The sequence below is a fragment of the Vibrio sp. PNB23_22_6 genome (assembly GCF_052877535.1).
The window spans coordinates 31,992-56,668 of record NZ_JBNFXP010000013.1 but is presented as its reverse complement, the minus strand read 5'-3'; the positions used below and the strand labels follow the sequence as shown (position 1 = coordinate 56,668).

General features: G+C 48.9%; 24 protein-coding genes. 22 read left to right on the top strand and 2 right to left on the bottom strand.

All coding sequences use genetic code 11. The features are described from left to right. Positions 1-49 precede the first annotated feature (49 nt). The 13 genes from ACVA54_RS11885 (at position 50) to ACVA54_RS11825 (ending at position 13,892) form a co-directional block, all read left to right on the top strand. The gene (locus ACVA54_RS11885; protein ID WP_119464441.1) at positions 50-940 is read left to right on the top strand and encodes a VOC family protein; all 891 of its coding nucleotides are present in this window, start codon (positions 50-52) and stop codon (positions 938-940) included. 1 nt (position 941) lies between these two features. Then, positions 942-1,817, top strand: a complete 876-nt coding sequence (locus ACVA54_RS11880; RefSeq protein ID WP_446649637.1) for a CoA transferase subunit A — start codon at positions 942-944, stop codon at positions 1,815-1,817. Between the two features lie 11 nt (positions 1,818-1,828). Next, positions 1,829-2,659, top strand: coding sequence for a CoA-transferase subunit beta (locus tag ACVA54_RS11875; protein WP_099079419.1), 831 nt, complete (start codon positions 1,829-1,831; stop codon positions 2,657-2,659). Further along, a complete protein-coding gene (locus tag ACVA54_RS11870; protein WP_099079418.1) occupies positions 2,656-3,540 on the top strand; it encodes an enoyl-CoA hydratase in 885 nt (294 codons plus the stop codon). The genes ACVA54_RS11875 and ACVA54_RS11870 overlap by 4 nt, the downstream gene beginning before the upstream one ends. A 4-nt stretch (positions 3,541-3,544) precedes the next feature. Beyond that, a complete protein-coding gene (locus ACVA54_RS11865) occupies positions 3,545-4,639 on the top strand; it encodes an NAD(P)H-dependent flavin oxidoreductase (RefSeq protein ID WP_099079417.1) in 1,095 nt (364 codons plus the stop codon). After that, positions 4,640-5,416, top strand: a complete 777-nt coding sequence (locus tag ACVA54_RS11860) for an enoyl-CoA hydratase family protein (protein WP_446580762.1) — start codon at positions 4,640-4,642, stop codon at positions 5,414-5,416. Between the two features lie 18 nt (positions 5,417-5,434). Beyond that, positions 5,435-6,586, top strand: a complete 1,152-nt coding sequence (locus ACVA54_RS11855; protein ID WP_099079415.1) for an acyl-CoA dehydrogenase family protein — start codon at positions 5,435-5,437, stop codon at positions 6,584-6,586. Positions 6,587-6,594: 8 nt separating this feature from the next. Then, the gene (locus ACVA54_RS11850; protein ID WP_446619376.1) at positions 6,595-7,665 is read left to right on the top strand and encodes an acyl-CoA dehydrogenase family protein; all 1,071 of its coding nucleotides are present in this window, start codon (positions 6,595-6,597) and stop codon (positions 7,663-7,665) included. After that, entirely contained in the window at positions 7,665-8,816 is a 1,152-nt protein-coding gene (locus tag ACVA54_RS11845; protein WP_099079413.1) for an acetyl-CoA C-acetyltransferase, read from the top strand. The genes ACVA54_RS11850 and ACVA54_RS11845 overlap by 1 nt, the downstream gene beginning before the upstream one ends. Positions 8,817-8,853: 37 nt before the next feature. Then, positions 8,854-9,732: an SDR family oxidoreductase gene (locus tag ACVA54_RS11840; protein WP_446649636.1), complete on the top strand. Its 879-nt coding sequence runs from the start codon at positions 8,854-8,856 to the stop codon at positions 9,730-9,732. 1 nt (position 9,733) lies between these two features. Beyond that, on the top strand, positions 9,734-11,299 hold the full coding sequence (locus ACVA54_RS11835; RefSeq protein ID WP_446649635.1) for an amidase: 1,566 nt from the start codon (positions 9,734-9,736) through the stop codon (positions 11,297-11,299). Positions 11,300-11,609: 310 nt separating this feature from the next. Beyond that, on the top strand, positions 11,610-12,830 hold the full coding sequence (locus ACVA54_RS11830; protein ID WP_099079410.1) for an acyl-CoA dehydrogenase family protein: 1,221 nt from the start codon (positions 11,610-11,612) through the stop codon (positions 12,828-12,830). A gap of 27 nt (positions 12,831-12,857) precedes the next feature. Further along, positions 12,858-13,892, top strand: a complete 1,035-nt coding sequence (locus tag ACVA54_RS11825) for a ferredoxin--NADP reductase (RefSeq protein ID WP_099079409.1) — start codon at positions 12,858-12,860, stop codon at positions 13,890-13,892. Positions 13,893-14,148: 256 nt separating this feature from the next. Here ACVA54_RS11825 and ACVA54_RS11820 read toward each other — a convergent pair whose 3' ends face one another. After that, positions 14,149-14,493 (bottom strand): c-type cytochrome, encoded by a 345-nt coding sequence (locus ACVA54_RS11820; protein ID WP_446608962.1) that lies wholly within the window; start codon positions 14,491-14,493, stop codon positions 14,149-14,151. Between the two features lie 515 nt (positions 14,494-15,008). Between ACVA54_RS11820 and ACVA54_RS11815 the strand changes: the two genes are divergently transcribed. The 3 genes from ACVA54_RS11815 (at position 15,009) to ACVA54_RS11805 (ending at position 17,966) form a co-directional block, all read left to right on the top strand. Further along, entirely contained in the window at positions 15,009-15,758 is a 750-nt protein-coding gene (locus tag ACVA54_RS11815) for an electron transfer flavoprotein subunit beta/FixA family protein (protein WP_099079406.1), read from the top strand. 9 nt (positions 15,759-15,767) lie between these two features. Then, entirely contained in the window at positions 15,768-16,727 is a 960-nt protein-coding gene (locus ACVA54_RS11810; RefSeq protein ID WP_119464450.1) for an electron transfer flavoprotein subunit alpha/FixB family protein, read from the top strand. A gap of 75 nt (positions 16,728-16,802) precedes the next feature. Beyond that, positions 16,803-17,966 (top strand): helix-turn-helix transcriptional regulator, encoded by a 1,164-nt coding sequence (locus ACVA54_RS11805; RefSeq protein WP_446644397.1) that lies wholly within the window; start codon positions 16,803-16,805, stop codon positions 17,964-17,966. Positions 17,967-18,083: 117 nt separating this feature from the next. Here ACVA54_RS11805 and ACVA54_RS11800 read toward each other — a convergent pair whose 3' ends face one another. After that, positions 18,084-18,860, bottom strand: coding sequence for an enoyl-CoA hydratase (locus tag ACVA54_RS11800; RefSeq protein WP_119464451.1), 777 nt, complete (start codon positions 18,858-18,860; stop codon positions 18,084-18,086). 147 nt (positions 18,861-19,007) lie between these two features. Between ACVA54_RS11800 and ACVA54_RS11795 the strand changes: the two genes are divergently transcribed. Genes ACVA54_RS11795 through ACVA54_RS11770 form a run of 6 tightly spaced genes read left to right on the top strand, consistent with a single transcriptional unit; the run spans position 19,008 to position 24,669 of the window. Further along, complete coding sequence (locus ACVA54_RS11795; protein ID WP_099079402.1) at positions 19,008-19,772, top strand: SDR family oxidoreductase; 765 nt, start codon at positions 19,008-19,010, stop codon at positions 19,770-19,772. Positions 19,773-19,822: 50 nt separating this feature from the next. Continuing rightward, complete coding sequence (locus ACVA54_RS11790; RefSeq protein WP_182852700.1) at positions 19,823-20,797, top strand: OB-fold domain-containing protein; 975 nt, start codon at positions 19,823-19,825, stop codon at positions 20,795-20,797. Then, positions 20,794-21,903 carry an acyl-CoA dehydrogenase family protein gene (locus tag ACVA54_RS11785; protein WP_446580752.1) on the top strand — a complete coding sequence of 370 codons (1,110 nt, stop codon included), beginning with the start codon at positions 20,794-20,796 and terminating at the stop codon, positions 21,901-21,903. The genes ACVA54_RS11790 and ACVA54_RS11785 overlap by 4 nt, the downstream gene beginning before the upstream one ends. Next, positions 21,884-22,306 (top strand): MaoC family dehydratase, encoded by a 423-nt coding sequence (locus ACVA54_RS11780; protein ID WP_446580750.1) that lies wholly within the window; start codon positions 21,884-21,886, stop codon positions 22,304-22,306. The genes ACVA54_RS11785 and ACVA54_RS11780 overlap by 20 nt, the downstream gene beginning before the upstream one ends. Before the next feature lie 12 nt (positions 22,307-22,318). Beyond that, positions 22,319-23,494: a lipid-transfer protein gene (locus tag ACVA54_RS11775; RefSeq protein ID WP_099079399.1), complete on the top strand. Its 1,176-nt coding sequence runs from the start codon at positions 22,319-22,321 to the stop codon at positions 23,492-23,494. 8 nt (positions 23,495-23,502) lie between these two features. After that, a complete protein-coding gene (locus ACVA54_RS11770; protein WP_099079398.1) occupies positions 23,503-24,669 on the top strand; it encodes an acyl-CoA dehydrogenase family protein in 1,167 nt (388 codons plus the stop codon). The last annotated feature ends 8 nt before the right edge of the window (positions 24,670-24,677 follow it).

Sequence of the window (24,677 nt, the reverse complement as noted above, 5' to 3'; positions counted from 1 at the left end):
CCATAACCTTTCGATAATTGCCAGTGTGTAATAATCAGAGGACGAGAATATGGATATCAAGGCGCTCGGGTATTTTGTAGCCCAGACCGATGACTTGAATAAGTGGCAACACTATGCAGAGCAAGTATTGGGCATGTCTACCCACCCAGCCCCAAGTGGCGGCCTATACGTAAAAATGGATGAGCGTCCATTTCGTATGCTCATTATTGAAGGAAGCGAGAATCGTTATATCGCTTCAGGTTGGGAGCTGGCTTCTAAAGGCGCATTCGATGCCGCCCTTGAAAAGCTCACCGAGCATCAGGTGCCATGGGAGCTAGCCGACAACGAGCAATGTACGCAACGTGGTGTGCAACAGCTAGTGACATTTAACGACCCTGCTGGCAACACTCATGAAGTGTACTGGGGATTCCTATCAGGTTGCGAACCGCTTGTTTCTCCTCAGGGCGTCCCTCGTTTTCTTACCGATGAAATGGGGCTTGGCCATACCGTTCTTCCTGCTCCTAATTTTGACGAAACGCACCAGTTCTTAACCGAAGTGATGGGTTTCCAACTTTCCGATATTTTCAATTTCCGTCCAACAGAAGACGCGCCAAGTGCTCGTATTTACTTTATGCACTGTAATAATCCTCGTCACCACAGCCTTGCAATCTGCGAGTTTCCTGTGCCATCGGGCTGTGTACACACCATGGTTGAAGTGGATTCCATGTCGGAAGTGGGGCGAGCGAATGACCGCCGTATTGAACATGGTGTCCAGCTATCAGCGACGCTGGGTCAGCATCTGAATGACAAAATGACCTCTTTTTACATGCAGACGCCTTCAGGTTTCGATATGGAATTTGGCTACGGCGGCCTACAGGTCGATTGGGATAACCACAGTGCCTTTGAATTTACTCGTGTCAGCCTATGGGGACACGATTTTTCGGTCGGACAGGAGAAATAAGATGAATAAGGAAATGACCATTGAGCAGATGGTGAACTCCCTCGAAGATGGGATGACGATCGGAATCGGGGGGTGGGGGCCTCGCCGTAAACCAATGGCGTTGATTCGCGCCATTTTAAACTCAAACGTGAAAGACCTTACCGTTGTCGCTTATGGCGGTGCGGACGTCGGCATGTTGTGTGCTGCAGGGAAAGTGAAAAAACTCATTTTTGCCTTCGTTTCTCTTGATTTCATCCCACTTGAGCCTTTCTTCCGCCAAGCGCGCCAAAAAGGTGAATTAGAAGTGATGGAAATTGATGAAGGGATGATGTTGCTCGGGTTACGAGCTGCTGCTTGGGGGTGCCCTTATATCCCAACAGCCTTGGGTTTAGGCACCGATGTGGTTTCGGTGAACCCTGATTTGAAGCGCGTTGACAGCCCTTATGATGGCAAAGAGTGGGTGGCAATGCCGGCTCTGAAACTGGATGTTGCGCTCGTGCACGTCGACAAAGCCGATCGACGAGGTGTTTGCCAAATCAAGGGACCAGATCATTACATGGATGATTGGTTTGCTCGTGCGGCAGATAAGACATTTGTCAGCTGTGAAGCGCTCGTTGAATCGGACGCGTTCTACAGCGCAGAAGAATCACGTTATGTGCTTTGGGAGCGCTGTCATACCACGGGTGTTGTTGAGGTGGCTGGAGGGGCTCATCCAACGTCTTGCGCGCCATTGTACGGCTTTGATACCGCGCACTTTAAAGAGTATGCCGGATTCGCCCGTGAAGGTGGATTCGAAGGCTACTACGCCAAGTTTATTGAGCATCAAAATGAGCAAGGCTATCAGGAAAAAGTGGGTGGTTTGGATGCCATTCGACAGTTAGCACTACCTGTTTACTAGAGGATGATACGATGACAGTTGCAAAAGACTACAGCCTTGCCGAGTTAATGATCTGTGCCGGTGCAGAAGCCTTTCGCCATGATGGAGAAGTGCTCGCAACCGGGATCGGTGTGATCCCGCGTCTTGCTGCCAGCCTGGCAATGAAGACAAGCAACCCTGATTTGATGATGACAGACTCAGAGGCATTCCTGCTATCTGAGCCGAATCCAATTGGTCAACGCAGCGAGCAGTTTATCCAGAAAAATGAAACTTGGATGGGATTTTCGCGCATTTTTGACAACGTGTGGAGCAAAAAGCGACACGCCATGGTCGGGCCAACCCAAATTGACCAGTTTGGTCAGGCGAATATTTCTGCATTGGGCAGCGATTACCAGCGTCCAAAAGTGCAAATGTTGGGTGTGCGTGGCTTTCCAGGAAACTCGATTTGTCATGCGAACTCATTTTTCGTTCCTGATCACAATAGCCGTGTGTTCGTCAGCGGTGAATGCGACATGGTGGCGTCAATTGGTAAAAACCCAGCGCGACTACCTAAAGGTTACTCGCTGGATGATATCGACCTGCGCTTGGTTATCACCAACCTTGCCGTAATGGACTGGCAAGGACCTAACAACCAGCTGCGTGTGCTCAGTGTGCACCCAGGTGTATCGGTGGATGACGTGGTTGCCAACACGGGCTTTGAGATCTTTGTGCCGGATGTTGTCAGTGTGACTCCTGCGCCAACGATTGAGCAACTGGAGATCATTCGTCAGTTAGATCCGCATAATATTCGTGCTCGACAATTAAAAGACAATCCTCCTGGCGTTCGTGTATCTGAGGCTGCTGAAAAGGAGAGCGTGGTATGAGCGAAGAAACAATTTTGATTGACGACGTGGTTGAATACCAAGTTCGTAGTGGTATCGCGGTCGTCACGATGGCAAGACCGCAATACAACAACGCGCAGAATGGTCAAATGACTTATGCCTTGGATAATGCTTTTAAGCGTGCTTGTGATGACGACGATGTTAAAGCCATTGTTCTGTGTGGCGCGGGTAAGCACTTTTCCGCCGGTCACGATATAGGCTCTCCGGGCCGCGATGTGGATCAGAGCTTTGATCGTACAAGCCTTTGGTATGACCATACCAATAAGCCTGGGGGCGAGTTCCAATACGCCCGTGAGCAGGAAGCGTATTTAGGCATGTGCCGCCGTTGGAGAGAAATGCCGAAGCCAACCATTGCAATGGTGAATGGTGCCTGTATTGCAGGCGGCTTGATGCTGGCCTGGGTGTGCGACCTTATCGTTTGTTCGGAAGACAGTTTCTTTCAAGATCCTGTGGTACGAATGGGGATTCCTGGCGTGGAATATTTTGCTCACGTGTTTGAGATGAACCCACGTGTCGCGAAAGAGTTTCTGTTCTTGGGTGAGCGAATGAGCGCCCAGCGCGCTTATGAGCTTGGCATGGTGAATCGCGTTGTTGCAAGAGAAGACCTTGAAGCAGAAACGTTCAAAATGGCGGAAAAAATCGCCGAGATGCCAAGACTTGGCCTGCAACTGACCAAGCAAGTCGTCAATACCATTGAAGATATCATGGGCAAACGCACCTCGATGGACATGGCGTTTGGTTTTCACCACTTTGCTCATGCTCACAACCAGTTGATTTCTGGTGACAAGCTGTCGGGATTTGATGCAAAAGCGATGGCAAAAGCCAACAAGCAGCAACACGCTGAATCTGAGAAAGTGAGGTAGGCGCATGTTACAGACAGAGCTCACCCAAAAACTCGGTTGTCGATACCCAATTGTGCAGACGGCAATGGGATGGGTGTCGGATTCAAACCTAGTGATTGCCACCACAAATGCAGGCGGCTTTGGCTTTCTGGCTGGTGCAACCATTAACCCAGATGACTTGGAAGATGAGATTAAGCGTGTCATCTCTCACACCGGCAGCCGAAACTTTGGTCTCAATTTCCATATGTTTCAGGAAAATGCTGCGCAATGTGTCGACTTGGCCATTGAATACCAACTGAAAGCGATCAGTTACGGTCGTGGTCCTGATAAAGAAACCATTGCGCGTTTGAAAGCTGCCGGGGTGCTATGTATCCCAACCGTCGGTGCAGTAAAACATGCGGTGAGTGCGGTGAAACTCGGTGCCGATATGATCACCATTCAAGGCGCAGAAGGGGGCGGTCATACTGGTGGTGTTCCATCTTCTATTTTGCTTCCTCAAGTGTTGGATGCGGTTGATGTGCCAGTGATTGCTGCTGGCGGTTTTTCTACGGGGCGTGGTTTGGCATCGGCGCTGGGTGCTGGCGCCTGTGGTATCGCGATGGGCACCCGCTTTTTGATGACCACGGACTCGCCAACACCGAGTGCGACGCTGGAGCGTTATCTCAACGTCAGAGACCCGCAACAAATTCAAGTCACCACTGCGGTGGACGGACTTAGACACCGAATGATTGCCACTTCCCTGATTAGAAAGCTTGAAAAATCGAGTGCAATGGGACGTCTTCTGATTGCCCTTAAAAGTGCATGGGAATGGAAGAAGCAAACCAACATGACATTCCTGCATATGCTGAGTGTATTTTTTAAAGCGTTAAAAGAAGATCCAGCAGAGCTGTCACAAACCGTTATGGCGGCGAATCAGCCAGTGTTGTTACAACACTCGATGGTTGATGGTCACCCTGATCAAGGTATTTTACCAAGTGGGCAGGTTGCCGCGGCGATTGATGAACTGGTTTCTGCTGAGCAGCTTATTCACGGCATTGCTGAAGAAGCGGAGCAGTGTTTAAACCGCTTGTATCAGGAGAATGCCAACCATTTTATCTATATGCACAAGGAAGTGAGTTAGATGACACAACGAAATAATCAAATCGATGCGTTTAGCATCGTTATCGACAATGGTATCGCAGAGCTTGTTATTGAAAAGCCGCCAGTGAATGCCCTGGACAGCCATGAATGGCTTGCGTTAGCTCAAGCGATTGACCAGCTTGGCAATGAGGAGCAGGTTAAAGTGATTGTGATTCGATCACAAGGACGTGGTTTTTGTGCCGGTGTTGATATTAAGGAGCTGGATCAGTACCCAGAGCGTATTGTTCAAGTGAATGCGGGTAACTACGCCACGTTTAAAGCGGTGCATCGTAGCCCGGTTCCGGTGATCGTCGCGGTGCACGGTTATGTGCTTGGCGGTGGCATTGGTATTACTGGTGCGGCTGATATTGTCGTCGCTTCGGAATGTGCCACTTTTGCCCTGCCTGAAGTTGATCGCGGTGCGATGGGCGGTGGCGCGCATCTACAACGCCTATTCCCAGTACAAAAAGTGCGTTACATGTTTTTTACTGGCGAAACGGTGACCGCACAAGAGGCGGATCGTTATGGCTTTATTGAGCGTATCGTTCCTCATTCTCAGTTAAGAGAAACCGCGTTAGAGATCGCAAGCAAGATCGCAGCGAAAAGCCCGGCGATGATACGCATCGCAAAAGAGGCACTGAACGGTATCGAAGATGGTGATTTAGAAGCTAAATACCGTTGGGAACAAGGATTTACACTGGAAGCTTACACTCGTCCAGATTCAGCAGAAACACGACGCGCGTTTGTTGAAAAACGTGAAGCGCGTTTCGATGTGTAATGGAGGACATAAACCACCATGGAACTAATTTTTAATGATAAACAACGAGCTTTTCGCGACGAAGTACGCCAGTGGCTCGCTGAAAATGTACCTCGTGAGCCATTAGCCAGCTACGACACCAAAGAAGGCTTTGAACAGCATCGTGCGTGGGAGAAAAAACTGTCTGACGCGCGCCTTTCTATGGTGATGTGGCCTGAAGAGCTCGGTGGTCGCGGTTGTGACCTGATTGATTGGCTGATATTCGAAGAGGAGTATTACGGTGCAGGCGCGCCAATGCGTGTTAACCAAAATGGCCAGTTACTGCTTGGCTCAACGTTGATTGATTTTGGCACCGAAGCGCAAAAGCAGCAATTTCTGCCTCGCATGGCATCGAGCGAAGACATGTGGGCTCAAGCGTGGTCTGAGCCTAATGCAGGCTCTGATATGGCGGCCATCACCAGCAAAGCAGTTCGTGACGGTGACGAATACGTTATTAATGGCCAGAAGACCTGGTCAACTCGAGCCATTTTTGCCGACTGGTGTTTTGGCCTGTTTCGCAGTGAACCAGACTCGACACGCCACCATGGCCTGTCTTATATCATGGTGAAATTGGACACGCCGGGTGTGACTATCCGTCCAATCAAGGCGCTGAACGGCAAAGAGGCGTTTGCGGAAATCTTTTTTGACAACGTACGTGTACCGGTTGAAAACCGCATCGGTGACGAAGGTCAAGGCTGGAAGGTAGCGATGGCGACCGCGGGCTTTGAACGTGGATTGTTGCTGCGTTCACCCGCTCGATTCCAGCAGACGGCTCGCGAGCTGATCAAATTGTTTCACGAAAACAAGCAGCATGCTGAGCAAAATCCACAACTTGCCGTGGAAGTCGCCAACGCGTGGTCGGATGCACAAGCTTACGCTTTATCGGCGTACTACACAGTGGGGCGACTCAGTAAAGGCGAAAAAATCGGCGCCGAATCCAGCGTAAACAAAATCTTTTGGTCAGAGTTGGATTTAAAAATGCATGAGCTGGCGATGGAAATTCTCGGTGCGAGAGGCGAACTGATAGGAGAACAAAGTTCGAAATGGCTAGAAGGCTTCCTCTTTTCTCATGCGGGTCCTATCTACGCAGGAACGAACGAAATTCAACGCAACATCATTGCCGAGCGTATGCTTGCGCTACCAAAAAGTTGAGGTGAGAAATGGACTTTACATTCACAGATGATCAGTTGGCCTTCCAGGAAGCGATAAGCCGTTTTCTGATGACGGAAACCGCCCCTGAAGTGTTAAGAGAGATTTGGGAGACCGATTCAGGCCGCTCACCGATATTGATGACCAACATTGCCGAGCAAGGGGTACTTGCGGTCTCGGTTCCTGAAGAGGCCGGAGGCATTGGTATGGGCGATGTTGCTTGGTCTTTATTGACTCAAGAGCTCGGCTATTACTGCATTCCGGATGTGATTGCTGACACCGGCTATACCGCAGTTGGTTTACTGAGTGCGTTACCGACCTCAGGCCAACGTGATGAGTGGCTTGAGCAGATTGCATCTGGAGCGTTACGCGTTGCGGTTTCGCATCCGGTTAACGCATTAGTTGCTGACGCGCACCTGGCTGATTTGTTACTGATGTTTGATGGTGATGATCTTCATGCCGTTAAGCGTGATCAGGTCGATATCGAAGCCTGCAACAGTATCGACTCCTCTCGACGTTTAGCCAAAGTGGCATGGCACCCAAGTGCTGAAACCAAATTGGTTGGCGGTGAGCAAGGTAAGGCGATAAAAAACCAGCTATTTAACCGTGGTACATTAGCGACCGCTGGGCAACTGCTGGGACTTGCGCAACGTATGCTCGATCTTTCGGTTGATTATGTAGCGCAACGAAAACAGTTTGGTCGTGCGATTGGCAGTTTCCAAGCGCTGAAGCACCACTTGGCGGATGTGGCGAAAGAGATTGAATTTGCACGTCCGGTCTTGTACCGCGCAGCATACTCGTTGGAATCTGGTCACTCTGATGTTGAGTTCCACGTTTCTCAAGCAAAACTGTTTGCTTCCAAAGCGGCGCATTTAGCGGCAAAGCACGGCATTCAGGTTCACGGTGCGATGGGTTACACCTGGGAAGTGGATTTACAGATGTTCATGAAGCGTACATGGGCGCTGGAATCTTACTGGGGTTCAAAAGCGTTCCATCAGCAGCGAGTTACCGACTTCGTACATACTTCTCTGGCCAACGCATTAGAGACTGCAGGCCCTGCATCTACATTCGGGAGAGACTAATGGCACAAGCATACATAGTAGACGCAATAAGAACGCCAACGGGACGACGCAAAGGGAGCTTAGCTCACGTACACGCGATGGACCTAGGCGCTCATGTGCTAAAAGCACTGGTCGAACGCAACAACATTCCTGCCCAAGAATACGATGATGTGATTTTTGGTTGTGTGGACACCATTGGTTCGCAAGCGGGCAATATTGCTCGAACTAGTTGGTTGGCGGCGGGCTTACCACTGAATGTACCGGGTACCACGGTGGATCGCCAATGTGGCTCTTCTCAGCAGGCTATCCATTTTGCCGCGCAAGCGGTGATGAGTGGCACACAAGATGTGATCGCCGTGGGTGGCGTACAAACCATGACCCAAATACCTATCTCTTCTGCCATGCTGGCCGGGCAACCGCTTGGTTTTACCACGCCATTTGCTGAGAGTGAGGGATGGAAAGCCCGCTTTGGCGATGCCCCCGTGGATCAATTCTATGCCGCTCAGCGCATCGCTGACCATTGGGGAATTACTCGCGCAGAGATGGAAGCGTTTGCTCTGGAAAGTCACCGCCGTGCGATAGTCGCTCGAGAAGAGGGCTACTTCGATCGAGAAATCGTACCATTCGCTGGGCTAAGTCGCGATGAAACGCCAAGAGAAACATCGATTGAGAAAATGGCTGAGTTGGAGCCTGTTGGTGAAGATTACCCCTCGATCACCGCCGCTGTATCAAGCCAAACCTGTGACGCATCAGCTGCTCTGTTGATCGTTTCAGAAGCAGCGTTGAATCGCTACAACCTGACGCCACGTGCTCGAATTCATCATTTAAGTGTGTTGGGTGATGACCCAATTTGGCACTTAACGGCACCCATCCCTGCCACCAAAGTGGCGTTAGAAAAAGCCGGTTTGGAAATGAGTGACATCGACATCGCCGAAGTGAATGAAGCGTTTGCATCGGTCGCGATGGCTTGGATGAAAGAAACGGGCTGTGACTACGATCGAATGAATGTTAATGGCGGCGCGATTGCACTGGGACACCCTCTTGGCGCAACTGGCGCTAGGCTAATGACAGGAATGTTGCATGAGCTTGAGCGTCGTGGTGGACGCTATGGTCTGCAAGCGATGTGTGAAGGTGGCGGCGTCGCCAATGTCACCATCATCGAACGACTTTAAACAGAATACAGACGGGATACCCAGTTAAGGAGAGACAATGGAATGGTGTAATGGACGCACGGTAATCATCACAGGCGCAGGCGGTGGTCTTGGTAAAGCGTACGCGTTGGCATTTGCAAAAGAAGGTGCCAATGTGGTGGTCAATGATATCCGCCATGAAGCGGCAGCAGCGGTTGCGGATGAGATTGTCACTGCGGGCGGTAAAGCGATTGCAAACAGTAATGACATTACTTCGCTTGAAAGCGCACAGCTCATTGTAGATGCGGCACTTGAGGCATTCGGTGAAGTACACGTGTTGGTCAATAATGCGGGTATTCTGGCCGATAGAATGTTTGTGAGTCTGACGGAAGCCGACTGGGATAAAGTGATGCAGGTTCACCTTAAAGGTCACTTCTGTCTTGCGAATATCTTGGCACGTCGCTGGCGTGATCTCGCCAAGGCAGGCACACCAGTTGACGCTCGTATTATCAATACGACCTCAGGCGCGGGCTTACAGGGTTCGATCGGTCAATCAAATTACTCGACAGCTAAGGGTGGCGTTGCGAGCTTAACCCTTGTTCAAGCCGCTGAATTACGACGTTACGGTATTACAAGTAATGCACTAGCGCCTGCAGCACGTACTCATATGACGGAAAGCGCGATGCCTGACGTGGTGAAAAAGCCAGAAGACGACAGCTTTGATCTATGGGCACCAGAAAACGTTGCACCACTTGTGGTATGGCTTGGTAGTACGGAGTCATCGCATGTCACTGGTCAAATCTTCGAGAGTCAGGGTGGCCGTATCTCGCTAGGTGACGGTTGGCGCACTGGCGTAACAGCAGATAAAGGCGCGAAGTGGGAAATGGACCAAGTTGGCCCAGCCATCACTTCATTACTTAATGATGCCAAGCCTGCACAAAAGGTGTGGGGGAGTTAATATGGAAAATATAGACCGCCGTCGTCGACAGTTACTGAAAGGTGGTTTGGGGACAGGGGCACTAGTCGCATCTGGCCTTAGCTTTACTGCAAACGCCTCGTCGATCTCTGGATCAACGCTACCTCTTCCTGAGTATGAAGGGTGGGATGTAACAGACATGGCCTCGCTGCTCAGAAAAGGTGAAGTGACCCCTTTAGAGCTATTTGATGCGGCAACGGCAAGGTTTGAAAAACGCAAACAGTTCAATTTGTTATCGGTGAACCACTTCGAACGGGCACGTGAGAGTGCCAGTGAACTGAGTGCTAAATCGAGCAAAGAGCGTGACGCTCTTTATCAGCAATCACCATTACTTGGTGTGCCTTTCGCGCTTAAAGATCTGCATATTCAGCTGAAAGATACAGTAACTACGAATGGCAGCGTGTTTTATAAAAACGCACGTGCGACTCAAAACTCGACGTTGACCGAGCGTTATCAAGCGGCCGGGCTCAACATATTGGCTAAGCTGACCAGCCCTGAATTTGGTCAAACCGCGACGACGGAATCCCAGCTGCATGGCGATACGTTAAACCCTTGGGATACTCGCTACTCCTCCGGTGGTTCGAGCGGTGGCTCCGCGGTTGCTGTGGCTGCGCGCATTTTGCCTGCGGCGCACGCCAGTGACGGTGGTGGTTCCATTCGTATTCCCGCTTCCCATTGTGGTGTGTTCGGCTTAAAGCCAAGTCGTGGTTTGGTGCCGATGGGCCCGAAACATATGGAAGGCTGGATGGGATTATCGGTGCACAACGTGATCACCCGCACGGTGAGAGATACCGCGAAATTGCTGGCTTTGACCAGTGGTCGAGAAGCCGGGTCACGCATACCTCATCAGCAACACGATTACCTTGAAGCCGTAAAACGTCCGCCTAAGCGTTTGAATATCGCCATTATGGATTCACATCCATTCGGATTGCCCATCAGTCAAGATTGCTTGGATGGCGTGAATAAAACCGCTGCCTTATTGGCCTCTTTGGGTCACCATGTCGAGAGAGCGGCGCCTATACTGCCAATCGAATCGATGTTCAGTGGGATGGGTGTGGCAACATCGAGTGGTGTTTTACACGCTGTTCGAGACAGAGAAGCTTCTCTAGGCCGCGCGGCGACTAAGGAAGAGTTTTCTCCTATTGTCTGGCAGCATATTCAACGTGCAAAAACGTTCACAGCTCAACAAGTGTATGACGCACGCAGCGCCTTTGACCAAGGCGGTAAGGCATTTGATCAGTTTTTCAATCAATATGATGTGATCTTATCGCCGGTCACCGCAGGGCCTCCACCTAAAATTGGTGAGTTAAGTCTCTATCAGCCTTATGACGCATTTGTCCGTGAGGTGATCAAAGCATCCCCAATTACTGCGCTGTTTAACATGACGGGCTTACCGGCCATGTCGGTTCCACTACACTGGAATGCGGATAATCTACCGATTGGTATGCACTTCGCGGCTGGATTCGGTCAAGAGGCGTTACTGCTCTCTTTAGCCGCGGAGCTCGAAACCGCACTGTCTTGGCATGATCGTATGCCGAGCACCATCTAAACTTTTTACGTAAATTCGGCTTGCGACGCGATTACTTTGACGATTGTTTTTTAGTAACCGCGTTGTAGCCTTCTCTCTGTTTGTCCGCTCTCATCCTCTATTTCTACTCTCTTCCCGCGATTCCTCATGTGCGCTTGTCACAAGTCGTGTCGTTTTATCGCTTTACCGTCATGAATCCTGGTGTCGAATAGGGAGTTAGTCCGTATTGACGATGAGAGCCTACAGGAAGTGTGGAAATCTTTTAGCGTCTAATCAAAGAGAGTAACGCCGAAACCGTCGAGATTTGGCGGGGGTGTTTAGGAGAATAAACATGGCAATCTATGAAGAAATTACCGCACACGCCGTCAACGAAGACTACCTCACGCCAGAGGCGCTTGATCTTATTGAAAAAGCAACGGCTTTAATCCCAAAACTGAAAGCACGCGCCCAACAGGCCGATCTTGATGGTAAGGTGCCTAGCGAGTCGGTTGCTGACATCGAAGCGGCGGGTCTTTTCCGCGTATTGCAACCAAAACGATGGGGCGGTTACGAACTTGACCCACGTGTTTTCTACCGTATTCAAATGACGCTGGCCAAAGGCTGTATGTCTACCGCTTGGATTTACGGCGTGATTGGCGTTCACAATTGGCAACTGCCGTTGTTCCCAGAACAGGCTCAACAAGATGTGTGGCAGAACGATAGCAGCACTCGAATTGCATCAACCTATATGCCGGTTGGTAAAGCAGAAAAAGTCGAAGGTGGTTACCAGTTCTCGGGTCGTTGGGGCTATTCAAGTGGCTGTGAGCATTGTGAGTGGATCTTCCTTGGTGCACTGCTACCAAAAAATGATGACAGTGGTGACCTAGAACACACGACTTTCCTTCTGCCTAAGTCTGACTTCCGCATAGAGAAAAACTGGGATGTTCATGGCCTAAGAGCAACAGGCAGTCACGATATTGTCGTTGAAGGTGTGTTTGTGCCAGAGCATCGCACTCAACGTACAAACAATCACAGTGACGAGGGCTGTCCAGGTCGAGCGACTAACCCGAGTTGGCTGTATAAGATTCCATTTACTCAAGTGTTCCAACGTGCAGTTTCTTCGGCGTGTATTGGTGCGCTAGATGGTGCTATCAACGAGTTTAGAGAGCGAGCAAGCGCGCATATCGGTAAGCACGGCAGCAAAACTGCCGAAGACCCGAATGCTCAATTTGCAGTATGCGATGCGATGATGGTCAGTGATCAGCTAAAGTTGGTGCTATTTAGAAACTACAGTCGCATTGTAGAGAGCATTCGCGATGGACGCACTCTAGACGTAAATGAACGTTTACTGCAGCGTGCTCAGTCATCAGCGGTGCCTAAGCTTTGTGCAGAGCAAGTGGATGCCTTATTACGTGCTTGCGCTGCATCTGGTCTGTATCGTGCTAATCCTATTGAACGAATTTTCCGCGATATTCATCAAGCTCGTGGTCACATTGCCAACAACACAGATGCTTATATGCGTGCACATGGCGCTGTCATGCTTGGTATGCCAAACATGGACCCATTTGTATAATTAATCTCAGTTATCGGAGGATAATCTATGTCGGCAGCTCATTATCACGCGCTTGTGGTTAAGAAGGTCGTTCAAGAGACCCAAGAGGCGATTTCATTGCAGTTTGAAGTGCCGGAGTCCGTTCGCACATTATACCAATATAAGCCAGGTCAATTCCTTACGCTGCGTGTACCGTGGGAAGGAGGCGATCAGGTCCGCTGTTACTCAATGTCCAGTTCACCTGAACTCGATACGGAGTTGCAAGTTTCGGTTAAACGTGTGGCAGGAGGTCGAGTCTCTAACTACCTGTGTGACAACGTAAAGCCAGGTGATGTGCTCGACGTAATGCCGCCTGCTGGCGTATTTGTGCCGAAAAGCTTTGATGATGAGTTGTTACTGTTTGCCGGGGGAAGTGGTATTACCCCGGTCTATTCGATATTGAGAAGCGCATTGGTTAAAGGCAATGCACGCATTCGCCTTATTTACGCCAACCGAGATGAGCAGTCGGTGATTTTTAAAGACACGCTCAAAAGTTTGCAGGCGGATTACCCACAGCGCTTAGAAGTGATTCACTTGCTAGAGAGCCTGAGTGGTATTCCGAGTGAGTCCTTTTTGACATCGCTCGCGAGTTCAATGTCATCTTCAGCGCAGGTTTTCATTTGTGGGCCGGCACCTTTCATGGACGCGGTAGAAAACGCGCTATCGACCGTTGACATACCAAAGTCGGCGATTCACCTAGAGCGCTTTGTTGCGCCATCCGCTGACAGTAAGCCAGTGCTTGAGATGTCATCGGATGATGGGCTTAGCTCAATCTGTGACACAACGGTGGAAATTGGACGCGAAACGCATCAATTCCCATGGCAGCCAGACGAGACGCTATTGAACGCTGCCGAGCGAGCTGGGGTCGAGTTGCCTTACTCTTGTTGCAGCGGGCTTTGTGCCTCGTGCATGTGTGAAGTGGTAGAAGGCGATGTCAGCATGCTGGTTAATGAGGTGTTAGATGAGCGTGATATCAAGCAAAAGCTGATTTTGAGTTGCCAAGCGATCCCACACTCTAAAGTAGCTAAGATTCGCTTTACTTAAAGAGACTTCGTGTAAACAGTAACAAACGGGAAGTGAGCGCTTCCCGTTTTTGTTACCTAAGGATAGTGTTACGTCGTTGGATATCGAAATATTAGTACGACCAACCAAGAAAGCATAAGTTAATGATATCTATTGGCTCACAGGCTTCCTTATCCCGTATTCAGGTGAATTATTTCTGCTCGCTTTGAGTATCTGAGGGAACCCTGATCGAATATAAGTAATGATTTTCCACATATCATTCTGCGTTAACTGGCCTTTATACGCAGGCATACCTGTGCCCAACAATTTCCCCGTCAGAGATTGACCAAAGTAAATACCCATCCACCGCCATAGGCATTTGGATCATATACGCTAAAAGTGCGGGTGAGGGATTTAATGAGTTGGCGATTTTTCCATCTCCCACCCCCTGTGTGCCATGACAGCGTACACACTTCTGTTGATACAGTTTGCCACCTTCACGAATCGCGTCTGGCTTTTGTGCAAATGGCTTTTTACATTGAGATATTCTTGTGGAATGTTTGAGTGCGTAAAAGTTCAATGCCTTGTCATTCGTTGTCCAATATTCATCATGCCCGGGGCCCACATATCTCGCTGAGCCCATTCGGGATCCCATCTATCATCGCAACAAGCGGGTTGTAACTGAGCGCTGGCGAGATCGCTATAACTTGTCAATAAGACCAACGCTGCAAAGGGGCTGAACGTTGTGGTCATGCAAAATCTAGGGCGTGTCATTGTCATCTTGTTCTCCTTATTTTTGGACATTGCTCACTGGGAGCGACATTCGCAGCCTTTTTGATCAACTTGATGAGCCCTTAATCTCATCAATGACGAAACCGATGGCACGAAACCATGTTTTCGTACGCAAGTAATGTATTGGTACCAATAACAGTTGATGGCTGATAGGTGTTGGCATTTTAGATGGCCGCTTTTTCTTGTCTTGGTTTTTTGTGTTTCACTGTTTCCCAACAGTTATCGCTAGTCTCAATGGACGATGTTTAACGCGTTACTTTTTCTTAACCTTGGTGAAACTTACGGAAAACCCGGTTAATCGATGATTGCTAAACGTAAGATTCTAAAAGCAATGATCGGTGCCATGTACAAATGAGGGAGTAATACATGAAGATTCTGGTTCCCATCAAACGAGTGGTCGATCACAACGTTAAGGTGCGAGTGAAGTCAGACGGCTCAGGTGTTGATCTTGATAACGTAAAGATGTCCATGAATCCGTTTGACGAGATTGCGGTAGAAGAAGCGGTTCGTCTAAAAGAGGCGGGTGTCGCGTCTGAAGTTGTCGTCGTCAGTATCGGCAGTCAAGGTTGCCAAGATATCATTCGAACCGCATTGGCGGTTGGGGCTGACAGAGGCATTCATGTTCTTGCCGAAGATGGCATCGAGCCTCTGGCGGTTGCGAAAACCCTAAAAGCGGTGACAGAGCAAGAGCTGCCACAACTATTGTTGCTTGGTAAGCAGGCGATTGATGACGACAGCAACCAAACTGGTCAAATGCTTGCGGCGCTACTTAAGTGGCCACAAGGGACGTTTGCCTCTGAGATTATCGTGGATGGTGATTCACTGACCGTGACACGTGAAGTTGACGCAGGCTTGGAAGTATTGAACATGCCTTTACCAGCAGTTGTGACGTGTGACCTACGACTCAATGAACCTCGCTATGCTTCACTTCCGAATATCATGAAGGCAAAGCGTAAACCCTTAGATTCCATCGATATAGCAAGCTTAGGCATTGATACCACACCTCGATTTAAGGCCGTGTCTTATGCCGTTCCTGAGCAGCGCAAAGGTGGCGTGATGGTTTCAAGTGTTGAAGAGCTAATCGAAAAGCTTAAGAACGAAGCAAAGGTTCTTTAAGGGGAAATTATGAAAATTCTAGTTGTCGCAGAACATCTTAATAATCAACTTGTCAGTGCTACGTGTAATGCCGTTGGCGCCGCTCAAAAGCTAGCAAGCTTTAGTACCGACGCAAAGATTGATCTTCTTGTTGCGGGCGAGCAGTGTGCTGAAGTCGCGCAAGCGTGTCAGAAAATCTCTGGTGTTGACCGCGTATTACATGCCGATGCCGCTCATTATGCAGGCTTGGTTGCTGAAAACGTGGCAGAGCTTGTGGTTGAGTTGGCTCGAACAGAGCAGTACGACGCTATTATTAGCGCCAGCTCAACGTTTGGAAAAAATGTATCCCCTCGTGTAAGTGCACTTCTTGATACGGCTCAAGTTTCGGATGTTATTAGTATAGAAAATATTGGCATCTACCAACGCCACATATACACTAGTAACATATTGTTAACACTTGAGTCGAAAGAAAAAATTCAGATCTTAACTGTCAGAACGACTGCATTTGAAAAGGCAGCCATGGAAGGTCAAGCTGAATTAGTTAACATTGAAGCTGCTGCAGACACGGGTCTATCGCAGTTTGTTAAAATTGAATTGGTTGAATCAGATCGTCCAGATCTCAATACTGCGTCAGTCGTGGTGTCCGGGGGGAGAGGGTTAGGTAGTGATCAAAACTACCGCGCTCTTCTAGAACCACTGGCTGACAAACTGGGTGCGGCGCTAGGCGCTTCACGAGCTGCAGTAGACGCAGGTTATGTACCGAATGATTATCAAGTAGGGCAAACCGGTAAAATTGTGGCGCCTGAGCTATATATAGCTGTAGGGATTTCTGGCGCGATTCAACATCTTGCAGGGATGAGCGATTCTAAAGTAATAGTAGCCATTAATAAGGATCCTGATGCGCCTATTTTTCAGTTTGCTGATTATGGCCTGGAAGGTGACTTGTTCACTGTGGTTCCTGAACTTACGGAATCTATTGCTCAGTCATAGTGCGATCCGCAGTAAGTGATTACTGCGGGTTCCTACCCTTAAATAAGTAGTATAACGGAGGGTATTTTGGCGGACATGTCTTTTGATCTTAAACAGTACAGTGGACTGATTGAAGGTATTTATGAATTTTCTCAAAGTAAATCCAATTGGTATAAGCCATTACAAGCTTTGCGCGATTGCTTTGAGGCAAATTATGTTACTTTGATTCTTAAACCAACGTTCGAAAATGAGGAAGAAGATCTAGGCTTAATGATCGCGATTGGAAACGGTATTAGCGCAGAAAAAAAGGTGCAGTATCTTCCTTATCGTTATCACATCACACCATTTAATAATCAACAAGTAGATACGGTATTTACGGTTGATGATCTAATGGATGAAGAAGCGTGGATCCAAAGTACTTATCGTAAATATTGGTGTGCAAATATTGATGTCTATCATGTGATGTCGGTTGATATTGCAACGAGTGATGGCGGAACGGTGAAACTGCGTATCACGAGACCTGAAGCTGCCCAAAACTTTTCCTCCGAAGACAAAGCGCTTTGTCAAATGCTTGTCTCCCACCTTAAACGTGCCCTTGATATTCATCACCAGCTAGACAGAAGCCACTCACTCGGCTCAATGTACAATGAAGCGATTAGCCGTCTATCGATCGCCACGGTGCAAATCGATGAATCGGGCCGTGTTCTTGAGCAGAATGTCTTTGCCAATGAATTGTTGATGCAAGAAGATGGACTGAAAGTTCAGGGCGGAAAATTAACGGCCCATTATCCGAATGATAATCGAGAGCTCAAGCAGCTGATCCATAATTCATTTAAGATGGTTAGGGAGTCGGATCGACCGATACTGCCTGAAGCTATGTCTGTGGCTCGCCCATCGGGTGAGGTTAACCTTGGGGTTGTTGTCGAAGTGATCCCATCGCCTGCATGGCAAAATGGTACTGGGCATGGAAAAGCGGTGGTTTATATCCGTGATTCTGTAGCTAAGTCTCAGGCAAGCAGTCATGTTGCTAAGAAAATTTTTGGTTTAACGTCTGCTGAAACGGCGCTGACACTCGAATTGGCCAACGGACTGTCTTTAGAAGAAGCGGCAGAAAGGCTCAATATTCGCCGCAATACTGCTCGTGCACACCTGCGTTCAATCTTTTCCAAGACCGGCGTTCGACGCCAAACGGAGCTTGTCCGTATTTTGCTTAACAGTGTTGCGCCACTTGCATGCACGGATGCAGAAGCTCATATATGATCCTATTGATGCGGTGGCAGCATGTTCTTACATCGCTTCAAGCTAATTAAATGAGCCTAATAATTGCCATGACGTTCCCAAGATATGTTTTTGGGAAATCATGGCTTGGGGTTTGCTTTATTCCCCTTTAAAGCTAGGGTAGCGTTTTTCAATAAAGGCTTTCATGCCTTCTTCTTGATCGTACGAAGCAAACAACAACGCATTCGCCTTTCGCTCAATGGCCATCGCGGCATCCAGCGATGCATCCATCCCTGCATTGATCACTTCTTTTATCTGCTCGGCGGCTAATGGTGGCATTCTTGCGACCCTTTTCGCCATTGAATTGGCATGTTCAAGGACGTTGTTGTCTGCACAGACTTCACTGACTAAACCAGCCACCCACGCTTCATGGGCGTTGATCGGTTTACCAGTCAGCGCCATCTGCATTGCTTTGGCTTTACCAATCGCACGGACTAAGCGCTGTGTGCCGCCTATGCCAGGCATGATACCGATGTTGATCTCAGGCTGGCAAAATGAGGCGCTTTCCCCCGCGATGATGATGTCGGCGTGCATCATCAACTCACAACCACCGCCATAAGCATAGCCGCATACTGCAGCGATGATTGGCTTGGGACAGTTGGCTATCGGTGCCCACAAACGTTCGGTGTGACGCTTATAAATATCGATAGGACTGCAATCGACCATGCTGTGGATATCGCCTCCGGCTGCAAACACCTTTTCACCACCAGTGAGTACAATACAGCGCACGCTTGAGTCTTCAGACAACTGCACAAAGTAATCAGCGAGTTGTTTCTGCAGCTCTAAGCTCAGTGCGTTTGTCGCCTGTGGGCGATTGAGCGTTAGCTGCGCTACCCCTTCGCTAGGATAAGTCAATAAAACCGGTTTTTCGTCCATCGGAAACTCCTTTCTCTTTCAAGGCGATTCTCTATAGCTCACGTTTTTTTTTCATCGTCCATTTAGACGACGAATTGGTCGGCATAAACATTGAAAATAACATCAGGACACTTCCATTGTGATGGAATGATGGTAAATGGAGACGTTATGCAATTTGAAAATATAGGTAAAACGGTGTTGATCACCGGAGGTACGAAGGGTATTGGTTTCGGTATTGCGGAGTCATTTCTACAAAGTGGTGCGACAGTCATTGTGTGTGGCCGCACAGAGCCAGAAACATTGCCAAGTAGTGGCGCAATGAAAGCCCGCTTCTTACCTGTTGACGTACGCGATTTAGACTCTGTCGATACCTTGTTTTCGATTATTCAGGCTGAATATGGCCAACTCGATGTGCTAATCAATAACGCCGGAGGCAGTCCGTTTGCACTGGCTGACAAGGCATCGCCACGCTTCCACGAAAGTATTATTCGACTCAATTTAATCGCACCCCTCAATGTAGCTCAACGAGCAAACACCCTGATGCAGAGTCAATCTCGTCCTGGGGTGATCATTTTCATCAGCAGTGTGAGTGCGTTGAGACCATCTCCAGGCACAGCTGCCTATGGTGCAGCAAAAGCGGGCGTATTGTCTTTAGTTCAATCGCTGGCTGTGGAGTGGGCACCTAAAGTGCGCGTTGTCGCCGTGACCCCAGGCTTGGTCGAGACTGAGCAATCTACCCTTCATTATGGTGATGATGCCGGTATTAAAGCAGTGAGTGGGACTATTCCTTTAGGGCGCATGGCCCAACCAAGTGACATTGGTGGTGCGTGCTTATTTTTGGCATCTGAACATTGCCTATACGGGAGTGGCTGTAATTTAGTGCTCCATGGTGGTGGTGAAAAACCCGCTTTCTTATCTGCGGCAGAAGCGTAAACACATCAACAACTAAGTAATCAGTTGTTTTGAATAGTAGGAGAAAGACATTGGCTGATAATAACTGGTTAACCCCATTACGCGAAATGGTCGGCAAAGAGTTCGGCCGTATTTACGCGTGGGATGAAGTGAACCCAGCAATGGTAAGGCAATGGTGTGAAGTGATGGGGGTGAATAATCCGTTGTACACGGATCCTGAGTACGCACTTCGCACCGAATTTGAGGGAATAGTTGCGCCACCGGCGATGCTACAGAGTTGGTGTGAATCGGGGCTGTATCAAAATAATTACCCACCAGGTTCTACCGACGAAAATCCATATGGTGTATTGAGTTTGCTTGAAGAAAACGGCTACCCATCGGTCGTGGCGGTTAACTCGGAGCTAAGCTTTGATCGCTATTTAAAAATGGGCGAAAAGCTGTACTACACGACTCGTTTCGAAGCGCTCAGTGACGAGAAACAAACCGCGCTAGGTACGGGCTATTTTGTCACATTGAAGATGGCCTATTTCTCAGAACGACCAAACGGCGATGAGAAAGTGGGCGAGTTGCTTTTCCGAGTGTTCAAATTTAAGCCTGCTCATCCCGTGGAAGCAAAACAAGAGAGTGATTCAGCGATTCCTGTGATCAAGCGCTCTAAGCCTGGTATCAGTGATGACAACCGCTTTTTCTGGGAAGGCTGTGATGCTCATGAATTGCGTATTCAGCATTGCAAAAGTTGCAATAAATTGCAGCACCCACCGGCTCCGGTTTGTATTCACTGTCAATCTTTTGAGCTCGACTATCAAGTGGCAAGCGGCCAAGGTGAGCTTTATTCCTACGTGGTGATGCACTACCCAGAAATTCCACCTTTCGATTACCCAAACCCAATCGGTCTTATTGAACTTGAAGAAGGGGTTCGTATTACTGCGGGTCTCGTTGGTATGGATCCGAAGAAGATGGCTATTGGAACTCCAGTAGAAGTGTGCTTTGAAACCTTTGATGGTGAGTTGACATTACCGATGTTTAAAATTAGGGAGGCGCAATGAACTTTACCCTTACAGATGACCAGCGCGCCATCGAAGAGTTAGCCGTCTCCGTTTTTAGTGATTATTGTACCGATGAGCAGTTATGCACGTTTGCCGATTCAGGTAAAAATCGCATGGAAACGTTATGGAATACGTGCATCGAGACCGGTTTACACTCGCTGTTGATCCCAGAAACCGTGGGCGGAAGTGGACTAAACATGACCGAAATGATGGTGGTGCTTGAAGCTCAAGGGCAAACGCTCGCAATGGTACCGTTATATCGCCATCAACTTGCTGCGGCGGTGATCAGTCAGTTTGGCAATGAATCCTTACTGCCAATTGCAATCACTGCTGCAGAAGGGGCAAATGTGTTAACCATCGCCAACTTCGATGACGCTTCACTATCGGCACAATTTGAAGGTAGTGAATTAATCCTTTCTGGACGCGTTAATGCCGTACCTGAAGCGAGTGATAGCCAATATACGTTGGTTGCCGCTGAGCTTGAAGGTCGAAAACGCTTGGTATTGATCGACTTGAGCTTAAGCGACATCCAGCGCATTGATGGCACGCTAACTCAAGGAGAATCGGTTTCCGATCTTGTCTTTGAAGGCGTACGTCTAAACCAACACTATTTGCTGTCTGACGATGCAGAATCTTGGCTTCATCCTCGTTTGATTGCGGCTCAGTCTGCCATGTTGGTTGGTCTGTGTAAGCAGCAAATCAAACGCACGGTTGAGTACGTTAGTGAGCGCCGCCAATTTGAACGACAAATTGGTGCATTCCAAGCGGTGCAGATGGTATTAGCCGACTGCCAAATTTCACTAGAGGCCGTGCGATCTACGCTTTGGCAATTGGTTTATCGATTAGATCAAGGTTTGCCGTGTGAGCCAGAGGCCTTATCAACGGCGTGGCAAGCGTGTGAAGCGGGGCATTTCATTTGTCATAAAACTCAACATGTGCATGGCGGCTTTGGCGTTGACATTAGCTCTCCAACGTATTTGTACTTGTATTGGAGCCGTGCGATTTGCCTTGCTCTCGGAGGCAGCAGTGACAACCTTGAACGCTTAGGCGATTGGCTAGCAGATAACAACACACTCGGGTGGAAATATGATCTCGAAGAAAAATAATAGAATCAGCGAAATTAAAATTGGTGATAACTTACCAGAACTATCAATCCCTATCACGGTTGCATTAATTGCTGGCGGGGCACTTGCCACACGCGATTACTTTCCGGGTCACCATGACAAAGATGCAGCACAGGCATCGGGTACCCCGCATATCTTTATGAATATCTTAACCACCAATGCATTGGTTCAGCGTTACGTTGAAGAGTGGGCGGGTAATGGGGCTCGTTTGAAAGATCTTAAGATCAAGCTAGGCATGCCTAACTACCCAGGCGACACCATGCTATTCAAAGGTGAAGTGACGCACATCGACTCAGAAGCAAATAACGTCGTCGTGAGCATCGCGGGCAAAAATAGCATGGGTACACACGTGAGTGGCACTGTTTTAATGTCATTGCCGGCATAAGGGAGAAAAAGAATGGATTCGTCAATCAGCGGCAAAGCCGCAATCGTGGGGTTAGGGGCAACGGAGTTTTCCAAAAACTCAGGTCGCACAGAACTGCGTCTGGCTATGGAAGCGACGCTAGCTGCCTTGGAAGATGCGGGCATTTCTCCTTCCGAAGTCGATGGCTTTTGCAGCTACTCGGTCGATAAAGTGCCGGAATACGAATTAGCACGCTTGCTAGGGTGTGAGAAAGTGACCTTTTTCTCTCAAATCCCTCATGGAGGCGGCGCTGCTTGTGCGCCGGTTATGCATGCCGCAATGGCCGTTGCCTCGGGCCTTGCCAATACGGTCGTTGTTTACCGCGCGATGAACGAACGTTCGTGGTACCGTTTTGGTAGTGGCGACTATGGTTTCGGATCAACGCCAATCTTCGAGAACGTTAACTACGGCTGGTACCTTCCGCATGGTTTCCATACGCCAGCAGCATGGGTTGGTATGTTTGCACAGCGCTATATGCATGAATACGGTGCAACGTCTGAGGATTTCGGTCGCGTCGCGGTGGCGGCACGCGATTTCGCATCGACTAACCCAAATGCGTTTTTCTATGAAAAACCGCTCACGTTAGAAGAGCACCAAGCATCGCGCTGGATCTGCGAACCCCTGCATTTGTTTGATTGCTGTCAAGAGTCTGATGGCGCGGTCGCGATGGTTATCACACGTACTGAAGTAGCAAAAACACTGCAAGTTAAGCCAGTCATCATCAAAGCGGGCGCTCAAGGCATTGCCGATGGTCAGCAATGCATGACTTCATATTACCGTGAAGATATCACGGGTTTGCCTGAAATGGGCGTGGTCGCAAAAGAGCTTTATAACCAGTCAGGCTTGACACCGGAAGATTTCCAAACGGCGATCATTTATGACCATTTCACTCCTTTTGTTCTGCCTCAATTAGAAGAGTTTGGGTTTGTGCCTAAGGGTCAAGCGAAAGAGTTCATTCGTGCGGGTCATCATGCTCGTGGTGGCAAGCTCCCAATCAACCCACATGGTGGCCAGATTGGCGAAGCATATATCCATGGCATGAACGGCGTTGCGGAAGCAGTAAGGCAAGTTCGTGGCACAGCAGTCAACCAGGTTGATGATGTACACAATGTGCTCGTGACGGCAGGTACGGGTGTTCCAACCAGTGGTCTGATTTTAGGTAGTGAGTAGGAGGCAGTATGTTTGTCGATTTAACACCAGAACAACAAGAGCTACGCCGTACTATTCGGGACTATTTCTCTGCACTGATGACGCCGGAGCTCAAAGCACGATTACGCGGTAAAGAGAGCGGCACGGAATACCGTGATGTGATTCGTCAGATGGGCAAAGATGGCTGGTTAGCCGTCGGTTGGCCGAAAGAATATGGCGGTCAAGGTTACAGCGCAACGGAGCAGTTGCTCTTTTTTGAAGAAGCCAATATCGCAGGCGCTCCGCTTCCTTTTGTTACTATCAGCACCGTTGGTCCCGCGTTGATGACCTTTGGGACGCAAGAGCAAAAAGAGAGGTTTTTACCCGGTATTGCACGCGGTGATATCCATTTTGCGATTGGCTACTCTGAGCCGAATGCGGGTTCAGATTTGGCAAGCTTACAGACGGTTGCGCGTCAAAAAGACGATCACTTCGTGGTTAACGGCACCAAGTTATGGACATCAGGCGCAAATGAAGCGGATTATATTTGGTTAGCTGCTCGCACTGATCCTGATTTACCAAGACATAAAGGTATCTCAATCATGATTGTTGATACCAAGAGTGAAGGCTTTTCTCACACGCTAATTCCTACGACATCTAACACCACTACTTCGACATATTATGACAATGTGGAAGTACCAAAATCGATGTTGGTTGGTGAGTTAAACGGTGGCTGGAAGCTAATGACGGCTCAGTTAAACCATGAAAGACTGGGTCTTGGCTCATGGTCCGACAAAGTCGTTGGTCTATTCCGCCGCGTATTTTTGTGGGCAAAAACACCGGACGAGCAAGGCAACAAAGCGATGGATAAAGCATGGGTGCGTACAGCATTGGCTGAGTGCTATGCCCGTCTTGAAGCGATGCGTTTGATCAATTTCCGTATTGCGGCTGAGCTTGAAGCAGGGGCGTTAGATGCGGCCTTAGCGTCAACGACCAAAGTATACGGCTCAGAGTCTGTCATCGAGATACTGCGCAAGCTACAAGAGATAACTGGTGCGAATGGCATGGTTCGTCAGGGATCGGCGGCATCATTACTTGAGGGTGAGTTAGAGTATGAAGTTCGCGCTTCTGTTACGGTAACGTTCGGTGGTGGTACCAACGAAATTCAGCGCGAATTGATCGCACAGCTAGGCTTAGGATTGCCTCGAGCCCGATAATTCAAGGA

Bases quoted from the DNA above. Each gene is read 5' to 3' on its own strand.
- ACVA54_RS11810 (WP_119464450.1), top strand. From the start codon at position 15,768: ATGAAAATTCTAGTTGTCGCAGAACATCTTAATAATCAACTTGTCAGT.
- ACVA54_RS11855 (WP_099079415.1), top strand. From the start codon at position 5,435: ATGGAACTAATTTTTAATGATAAACAACGAGCTTTTCGCGACGAAGTA.
- ACVA54_RS11840 (WP_446649636.1), top strand. From the start codon at position 8,854: ATGGAATGGTGTAATGGACGCACGGTAATCATCACAGGCGCAGGCGGT.
- ACVA54_RS11860 (WP_446580762.1), top strand. From the start codon at position 4,640: ATGACACAACGAAATAATCAAATCGATGCGTTTAGCATCGTTATCGAC.
- ACVA54_RS11830 (WP_099079410.1), top strand. From the start codon at position 11,610: ATGGCAATCTATGAAGAAATTACCGCACACGCCGTCAACGAAGACTAC.
- ACVA54_RS11865 (WP_099079417.1), top strand. From the start codon at position 3,545: ATGTTACAGACAGAGCTCACCCAAAAACTCGGTTGTCGATACCCAATT.
- ACVA54_RS11835 (WP_446649635.1), top strand. From the start codon at position 9,734: ATGGAAAATATAGACCGCCGTCGTCGACAGTTACTGAAAGGTGGTTTG.
- ACVA54_RS11800 (WP_119464451.1), bottom strand. From the start codon at position 18,860: ATGGACGAAAAACCGGTTTTATTGACTTATCCTAGCGAAGGGGTAGCG.
- ACVA54_RS11785 (WP_446580752.1), top strand. From the start codon at position 20,794: ATGAACTTTACCCTTACAGATGACCAGCGCGCCATCGAAGAGTTAGCC.
- ACVA54_RS11885 (WP_119464441.1), top strand. From the start codon at position 50: ATGGATATCAAGGCGCTCGGGTATTTTGTAGCCCAGACCGATGACTTG.
- ACVA54_RS11780 (WP_446580750.1), top strand. From the start codon at position 21,884: ATGATCTCGAAGAAAAATAATAGAATCAGCGAAATTAAAATTGGTGAT.
- ACVA54_RS11820 (WP_446608962.1), bottom strand. From the start codon at position 14,493: ATGGGCTCAGCGAGATATGTGGGCCCCGGGCATGATGAATATTGGACA.
- ACVA54_RS11880 (WP_446649637.1), top strand. From the start codon at position 942: ATGAATAAGGAAATGACCATTGAGCAGATGGTGAACTCCCTCGAAGAT.
- ACVA54_RS11775 (WP_099079399.1), top strand. From the start codon at position 22,319: ATGGATTCGTCAATCAGCGGCAAAGCCGCAATCGTGGGGTTAGGGGCA.
- ACVA54_RS11870 (WP_099079418.1), top strand. From the start codon at position 2,656: ATGAGCGAAGAAACAATTTTGATTGACGACGTGGTTGAATACCAAGTT.
- ACVA54_RS11815 (WP_099079406.1), top strand. From the start codon at position 15,009: ATGAAGATTCTGGTTCCCATCAAACGAGTGGTCGATCACAACGTTAAG.
- ACVA54_RS11825 (WP_099079409.1), top strand. From the start codon at position 12,858: ATGTCGGCAGCTCATTATCACGCGCTTGTGGTTAAGAAGGTCGTTCAA.
- ACVA54_RS11850 (WP_446619376.1), top strand. From the start codon at position 6,595: ATGGACTTTACATTCACAGATGATCAGTTGGCCTTCCAGGAAGCGATA.
- ACVA54_RS11845 (WP_099079413.1), top strand. From the start codon at position 7,665: ATGGCACAAGCATACATAGTAGACGCAATAAGAACGCCAACGGGACGA.
- ACVA54_RS11770 (WP_099079398.1), top strand. From the start codon at position 23,503: ATGTTTGTCGATTTAACACCAGAACAACAAGAGCTACGCCGTACTATT.
- ACVA54_RS11805 (WP_446644397.1), top strand. From the start codon at position 16,803: ATGTCTTTTGATCTTAAACAGTACAGTGGACTGATTGAAGGTATTTAT.
- ACVA54_RS11875 (WP_099079419.1), top strand. From the start codon at position 1,829: ATGACAGTTGCAAAAGACTACAGCCTTGCCGAGTTAATGATCTGTGCC.
- ACVA54_RS11795 (WP_099079402.1), top strand. From the start codon at position 19,008: ATGCAATTTGAAAATATAGGTAAAACGGTGTTGATCACCGGAGGTACG.